Origin of the sequence: Paracoccus salipaludis (assembly GCF_002287065.1) — a bacterium.
Lineage (GTDB): Bacteria > Pseudomonadota > Alphaproteobacteria > Rhodobacterales > Rhodobacteraceae > Paracoccus > Paracoccus salipaludis.
Window position 1 is genome coordinate 1 of the sequence record NZ_NSJZ01000048.1, and the last position, 3,240, is coordinate 3,240.

The following is a 3,240-nucleotide window of genomic DNA, read 5'->3' on the forward strand; positions in this document are numbered from 1 at the left end:
GGACCAACGGCCAGGTCGGGACCAACGGCCAGGTCGAGCGAATGAACCGCACGATCAAGGACGCGACCGTCAAACGCTTCCATTACGACGATCACGACCAGCTCCGCACCCACCTGTCAGACTTCATGGCAGCCTACAACTTCGCCCGCCGGCTCAAGACCCTCGGCGGGCTCACACCGTATGAATACATCTGCAAGATCTGGACATCCGAGCCAGACAGATTCATCCTAAATCCGATCCACCAGATGCCGGGACTGAACACCTAGGAAACTGATTGGACGCATATCCCTGCGTCTGCGGAACTGCCTGAGGGGTCGTCGAAATTTAGTAGGCTCAGAGACTCCCGTATTCAGCTAAGGTTTTAGCTATTCGCCGCACCCTGGCTAAAGCCTGCTTAGCTGAATTTTAGGGCGACTACCTCATCGTAAAGACGAACGCAGAGGAGCGTTCGCTTTTTCGATGAGGCGCAGATGACGGCCATCACCCAATCCCATTTTGGCGGCAATATCGTCCTCACGCGTGACAGCGCCACTCCAGGCGAGGCCTATCAGGAGATGCTGAAGGAAATGGACTTCAGCAGCTTCCGCTATCCTGGGGGATCCGTGACCGAGAGCCAGACCTGGGAGAATGGAGGTCTCTCGAAGGTCTTCGGCTCGCCGATGGATCCGGGGTCCGACAGCTATGTCATGACGATGCGGGAGGCGCTTCAGCTCTCAATTGATCATGGTTCCAGCCTCACGATCGTTGTCCCGACCTTCCAGTTCTGGGACGAGGCAAGCAAGACCTTCAACACGGCGGGGTTCGACCAGTATCTGGACGAACTCGAGAAGGCGCTTGTCGAGTATCCTGAGGCCAAGATCGAAGGCTTTGAGATCGGCAACGAATACTGGTCCACGATCGACGCCGCTGATTACGGAACCATCGCGTCCCACGAGATCATGGGCCTTCACGACCTCAACACGAGCCTGGCCGATCAGCTCGGGAGCCACTGGGAACCAGCAGGTATAGGGATTCAGGCGGGCGCCTCCTGGCGCCCGGGCGGTGTTGACGAAAGCAAGCAGATCGCTGAGGCCATCTCCGACGAAGCGCGTCCACTCGTCACAGCCATCTACCAGCACGCCTATCCGAACGCCTTGGATGGTGTGGACGGCAAGGTCAACCGCAACTTGAAGACAATGGAGGTCTTCAAAGGGATGGAGGGCTTCGGAGACCTCAAGCTCTCACTGTCCGAGTTCAATATGAGCAAGGACGGTCCCATGGGAACGGACCAGGCAGGCCACTGGATCGAGACGTTCGGTCAGTTTGTTGAAAGCGGTATAGACGAGATCTACACTTGGGGCACCCAGTACGGGTGGCAGTCCAACAAGCTCTACGACTCCCGGCCGAGCAAGCACGAGAAGGCTGAAGGCACCCAGGTGATCGCGACTCCGATGGGGCAGATCTACGACTTGGCCGAAAGCCACCTGATCGGCAAGCACGTGATTGACGACAGCGACGCGGTGGTCGGGCTCGGGGTTCCTGATCAGGTCAACATACCGGGTTTGACGGGAACGGCCAGCGCATCGTCTTTCTGCACAACCGCAACGACGCTAGCGCTACCATCGACGTTTCCGATCTGGACGGTAGCGGCCACCTCTCGGTTCATCACATGACCTCGGCGGACTCTCCTACTACATCTTACGACGAGTCCAACCAAACCCCACGTCCTGGTCAGTCGGTGGATTCCCGCGGGGACATGAATGTCCGCACGGAAGATGCAGTGGGAGACGACCTGGTTCTCGCGCCGGGTGACGTCATAATGATCACCATCACGGAACCTGGACAGGATCTGGTGCTGGAAGGGGCGCACAACGTCACGGACCCTCGGACTGGGATGGTGGATGACCAGATCACCGGCGGAACAGGCGAGGATATCCTGCGGGGTCACGTGGGTGATGACACGCTGGATGGTGCCGCTGGCAACGATGTCATCACAGGCGGCCACGGACACGACGTCCTGTCCGGGGGACAGGGCAACGATGTGCTGATCACGAATCACGGCTCCGATGCGATCGACGGAGGAGAGGGGGATGATCTGGTTTTGGTGCAGGACAACGACGACGACCAGGTCACGGCCATCAATGCCGGACCGGGCAGCGATCTCATTCTGAGCACAGGCGCCCAGAACATCGAGGTTTCCAACTTTTCTGCAGATGATGCGATCGGATTGGGGGGGGTGTTTGAGGGCGGTCAGGCATTGAGCGGCGCTCTCTCCGTGAATGAGGGAGATCTGCTTCTCGCATTACCGGGCGGGCAGGAGATCCGCTTCTTGGGCGGCGCAGGCCTGCTCGACCAGATGTCGGATCTTGTGATCGACTTCCGACCCGCCGAGCAGATCGACGCATCACTTGAAAACGTGTTCTCTGGTCTGACACAGGAACAAATCACTGAAGTTTATGGGCAGGCGTCGGATTTTAGCGATCTCGTGGGCAATCTCGAAGGCTGGCAGGCAGCCGAAGAGGCCATCGAGAACATCATTCCCAAAAACACAGACCCGCCGGAGAAGCCCACTCCCACGCCCCCCGACCCGCCTCCTGCCCTTGAAGACCCGGAAGCGGGTCCCGCGAACCCAAATACAGATCCGGACGACCCTAGACCGGGCCCGCAGGAGCCTGGGCCTGATCCAAGCTACCCGCTTCCCGATGATGACGATCACGTGCCGGATCCGCCTGTGGAGAACCCCCAGGACTACAATTCGGCCTCAGGTGGAGGCTGTTTCGTTGCAACCGCCGCCTATGGTGATCGGCTGCACCCCGATGTTGTGGCTTTACGCCAGTTCAGGGACCATTACCTCGTCCGCACGGCGGCCGGTCGGGGCTTCGTCAGGTTCTACTGGATCGTGGGTCCCCGCTTGGCTGCCGTCACCCAGCCTCATCAGCTGCACGCGGCTGTCGCCAGAGTTCTGCTCACCCGTCTTGTGCGTGTCTTGCGTGCTTTGGGAAAGACAGACGCCCCAGCTGGTCGAAGAGGAACCTAGGTGTTCAGTCCCGGCATCTGGTGGATCGGATTTAGGATGAATCTGTCTGGCTCGGATGTCCAGATCTTGCAGATGTATTCATACGGTGTGAGCCCGCCGAGGGTCTTGAGCCGGCGGGCGAAGTTGTAGGCTGCCATGAAGTCTGACAGGTGGGTGCGGAGCTGGTCGTGATCGTCGTAATGGAAGCGTTTGACGGTCGCGTCCTTGATCGTGCGGTTCATTCG

4 protein-coding genes are annotated in these 3,240 nt (G+C 59.2%); 3 read left to right on the forward strand and 1 reads right to left on the reverse strand.

All coding sequences use genetic code 11. From position 1 onward, the window contains the following. From CK240_RS17185 to CK240_RS17195, 3 genes are all read left to right on the forward strand, one after another. The coding region (locus tag CK240_RS17185; protein WP_167650101.1) for an integrase core domain-containing protein at positions 1–266 on the forward strand (266 nt) is incomplete at its 5' end. Positions 267–470: 204 nt separating this feature from the next. Continuing rightward, a complete protein-coding gene (locus CK240_RS17190; protein ID WP_095641500.1) occupies positions 471–1,652 on the forward strand; it encodes a hypothetical protein in 1,182 nt (393 codons plus the stop codon). An 83-nt stretch (positions 1,653–1,735) separates the two neighbouring features. Then, positions 1,736–3,016, forward strand: a complete 1,281-nt coding sequence (locus CK240_RS17195; protein ID WP_167650102.1) for a calcium-binding protein — start codon at positions 1,736–1,738, stop codon at positions 3,014–3,016. Here the strand turns inward: CK240_RS17195 and CK240_RS17200 are convergent. Further along, the coding region (locus CK240_RS17200) for an IS3 family transposase (RefSeq protein WP_167650103.1) at positions 3,013–3,240 on the reverse strand (228 nt) is incomplete at its 5' end. The genes CK240_RS17195 and CK240_RS17200 overlap by 4 nt on opposite strands.